Source organism: Methylobacterium sp. C33D (assembly GCF_053345825.1).
In genome coordinates this window covers 1-1,581 of sequence record NZ_JBKFAV010000095.1, presented here as the reverse complement: position 1 = coordinate 1,581, position 1,581 = coordinate 1, and the positions used below count along the sequence as shown (strand labels likewise).

Below are 1,581 nucleotides of genomic sequence, written 5' to 3'. Positions count from 1 at the left end.
TGGCCGCCATCTCCTCCATCGACGCCGACGCCTCCTCGGTCGAGGCCGCCTGCTCGGTCGAGCCCTGCGACAGCTGCTCCGCCGACGCCGACAGCTCCTGTGACCCCGCAGACACGTTGCTCGCGGCCGCGCTCGCCTCGGCCACGACGGCGCGCAGCTTCGTCAGCATGGTCTGCAGGGCGAGCCCCATCGTGTCCCTGTCGGAGAGCGGCCTGGCCTCGACCGTGAGGTCGCCCCGCGCGATGGCGTTGGCGAGCGCGGCCGTCGCGTTCAGATTCTCGGTCATGCGGCCCATGGCGCCGACGAGGTCGCCGAGCTCGTCGTTCGACGTGACCTTCGCGGTCTGGCTCAGGTCACCCAGGGCCACCGCGTCGGCGAGGGTCACGGCGCGGCCGAGCCCGCGGGAGATCGAGAGGGCGAGCCAGGTGGCGATGCCGAGGCCGAGGAGGAGCGCCGCCGCCGCCACGCTCAGCAGGATGGTCTGGCCCTGGGCCGATTCGGCGGTGGCCTGGACCGCGGCCTCGTCCATGAAGCGCTTCTGCCGCTCGGCCAGGGTCTCGAACGCGTCGATCGCGGTCGTGCTCACCTTCGCGTACTCACCCGAGGCCAGCTCGGCCGCCTTCACCGAGGTCCCGGACTCCACGAGGGCGAGCGCGCGCTGGAACGAGGCCGCCCAGGTCGCGAACCGCTCGCGGACCCCCGTGACGGCGATGCCCGCCGCCTGGGCCGCCGGGGCGAGCTCCTCCAGGGACCGGTTGATCTCCTCGCGCGACTGCTTGGCGAGGGCGACACGCTGCTGCAGCGCCTCGACGCTCGTCGTCCCGGTCGCGGAGGTGAGCTGGCCCCAGGCCCGCTCGACCCGGCTCTTGAACACCGCGGCGACCCGCGCGAGCCGGTCCGCGGCCGGGCCCTGGGCCTCCGCCGGCGTGCCGATCAGCGCGTCGAGGTCCGTGCGCAGCGCGGCCAGCGCCGGACGGCCCGCGGCGTTGATCTCGGCCCAGGTCTTCCCGTTCGAGTTGTCGCGGGTCAGGTCCAGGGCGCGGGTCCCCAGCTCGTTCTGCTTCTCGAACTTGCCCGTCAGGTCCTCGAACAGGCGCCGGCCCTCGTCGGACATGAGGAGCGGCTTGACCTTGGCCAGGGCCGCGCTGGCCTCGGCCCGGTTGTTCGTCACGCGCTTGGCGAATTCCGCCATCTGGGCGTCGTCCGGGCTGAGCAGGGCGCCGCGGACGTTGAACCCCGCGCGGATGGCGTTCGCCTTGCCCTCGAGGACCAGCTTCTGCACCTCGGCGCGGCTGAGGACGTACTTCATCGTGGTGTCGGCCGCGGTGAGCCGCTGGTAGCCGACGCCGCTGGCGGCTCCGAGGAGGACGAGGATCGCGCCGAAGCCGACCCCGAGCTTGGCCTTGATCGAGAAACGCATCGTACTGACCCCTACGCACACAACACTTGGAGAAGACCGCGACGGGACTTCAGTTGAGGATCTGCTCGAGTTCTGGGACGATGATGAAGTCGTCGCCGGCCTTGACGATGGCGCGGATGTACTCGGGCCGCCACGTCGTCCCGACCGGCGGCACCGCCTCG

The 1,581-nt window shown here is 72.0% G+C and carries 1 protein-coding gene; it reads right to left on the bottom strand.

Going from position 1 to position 1,581, the window contains the following annotated elements; all coding sequences use genetic code 11:
* The coding region (locus tag ACLBXO_RS31480; protein ID WP_447687880.1) for an MCP four helix bundle domain-containing protein at positions 1–1,420 on the bottom strand (1,420 nt) is incomplete at its 3' end.
* Between the last annotated feature and the right edge of the window lie 161 nt (positions 1,421–1,581).